Origin of the sequence: Pseudoalteromonas sp. S8-8, assembly GCF_000497875.1 — a bacterium.
GTDB classification, from domain to species: domain Bacteria; phylum Pseudomonadota; class Gammaproteobacteria; order Enterobacterales; family Alteromonadaceae; genus Pseudoalteromonas; species Pseudoalteromonas arctica.
Window position 1 is genome coordinate 1 of sequence record NZ_AUTR01000048.1, and the last position, 1994, is coordinate 1994.

General features: G+C 49.7%; 2 tRNA genes and 1 rRNA gene. All 3 read left to right on the forward strand.

The annotated features are described in order from the left end of the window. Positions 1–42 precede the first annotated feature (42 nt). The 3 genes from L659_RS0116475 (at position 43) to L659_RS0116485 (ending at position 1857) form a co-directional block, all read left to right on the forward strand. A 16S ribosomal RNA gene (locus L659_RS0116475) occupies positions 43–1578 on the forward strand. Positions 1579–1654: 76 nt separating this feature from the next. Further along, positions 1655–1731, forward strand: a tRNA-Ile gene (locus L659_RS0116480). Between the two features lie 50 nt (positions 1732–1781). Then, positions 1782–1857, forward strand: a tRNA-Ala gene (locus tag L659_RS0116485). The last annotated feature ends 137 nt before the right edge of the window (positions 1858–1994 follow it).

Sequence of the window (1994 nt, forward strand, 5' to 3'; positions counted from 1 at the left end):
AAATTCAGAATTCATTGAGCTGTCGAAAGACATAAAACTTTTTAATTGAAGAGTTTGATCATGGCTCAGATTGAACGCTGGCGGCAGGCCTAACACATGCAAGTCGAGCGGTAACAGAAAGTAGCTTGCTACTTTGCTGACGAGCGGCGGACGGGTGAGTAATGCTTGGGAACATGCCTTGAGGTGGGGGACAACAGTTGGAAACGACTGCTAATACCGCATAATGTCTACGGACCAAAGGGGGCTTCGGCTCTCGCCTTTAGATTGGCCCAAGTGGGATTAGCTAGTTGGTGAGGTAATGGCTCACCAAGGCGACGATCCCTAGCTGGTTTGAGAGGATGATCAGCCACACTGGGACTGAGACACGGCCCAGACTCCTACGGGAGGCAGCAGTGGGGAATATTGCACAATGGGCGCAAGCCTGATGCAGCCATGCCGCGTGTGTGAAGAAGGCCTTCGGGTTGTAAAGCACTTTCAGTCAGGAGGAAAGCGTGGTGGTTAATACCCATCATGTGTGACGTTACTGACAGAAGAAGCACCGGCTAACTCCGTGCCAGCAGCCGCGGTAATACGGAGGGTGCGAGCGTTAATCGGAATTACTGGGCGTAAAGCGTACGCAGGCGGTTTGTTAAGCGAGATGTGAAAGCCCCGGGCTCAACCTGGGAACTGCATTTCGAACTGGCAAACTAGAGTGTGATAGAGGGTGGTAGAATTTCAGGTGTAGCGGTGAAATGCGTAGAGATCTGAAGGAATACCGATGGCGAAGGCAGCCACCTGGGTCAACACTGACGCTCATGTACGAAAGCGTGGGGAGCAAACGGGATTAGATACCCCGGTAGTCCACGCCGTAAACGATGTCTACTAGAAGCTCGGAGCCTCGGTTCTGTTTTTCAAAGCTAACGCATTAAGTAGACCGCCTGGGGAGTACGGCCGCAAGGTTAAAACTCAAATGAATTGACGGGGGCCCGCACAAGCGGTGGAGCATGTGGTTTAATTCGATGCAACGCGAAGAACCTTACCTACACTTGACATACAGAGAACTTACCAGAGATGGTTTGGTGCCTTCGGGAACTCTGATACAGGTGCTGCATGGCTGTCGTCAGCTCGTGTTGTGAGATGTTGGGTTAAGTCCCGCAACGAGCGCAACCCCTATCCTTAGTTGCTAGCAGGTAATGCTGAGAACTCTAAGGAGACTGCCGGTGATAAACCGGAGGAAGGTGGGGACGACGTCAAGTCATCATGGCCCTTACGTGTAGGGCTACACACGTGCTACAATGGCGCATACAGAGTGCTGCGAACTCGCGAGAGTAAGCGAATCACTTAAAGTGCGTCGTAGTCCGGATTGGAGTCTGCAACTCGACTCCATGAAGTCGGAATCGCTAGTAATCGCGTATCAGAATGACGCGGTGAATACGTTCCCGGGCCTTGTACACACCGCCCGTCACACCATGGGAGTGGGTTGCTCCAGAAGTAGATAGTCTAACCCTCGGGAGGACGTTTACCACGGAGTGATTCATGACTGGGGTGAAGTCGTAACAAGGTAGCCCTAGGGGAACCTGGGGCTGGATCACCTCCTTATACGATTTAGAACTTATTTGTTCGTAGTGTCCACACAGATGATTGTTATTGTAAAGAGAACAACACTTATTGTTTTGGGTCTGTAGCTCAGCTGGTTAGAGCGCACCCCTGATAAGGGTGAGGTCGGTAGTTCAAATCTACTCAGACCCACCACTTCTTATCTAATTAAGAAGATGGTTAAAACAATAAGTACCAGCATATGTGGGGCTATAGCTCAGCTGGGAGAGCGCCTGCCTTGCACGCAGGAGGTCAGCAGTTCGATCCTGCTTAGCTCCACCACTTACTTCTTAAAAATAAATATTCTTTATCAGGCCATTAACCGCCTGAGAATAGAGTGTGTTTAATTTTGAGAAGTTTTTACATCTCTTGCTCTTTAAAAATTTGGAAAAGCTGATAATAAAATTCTGATAGATACA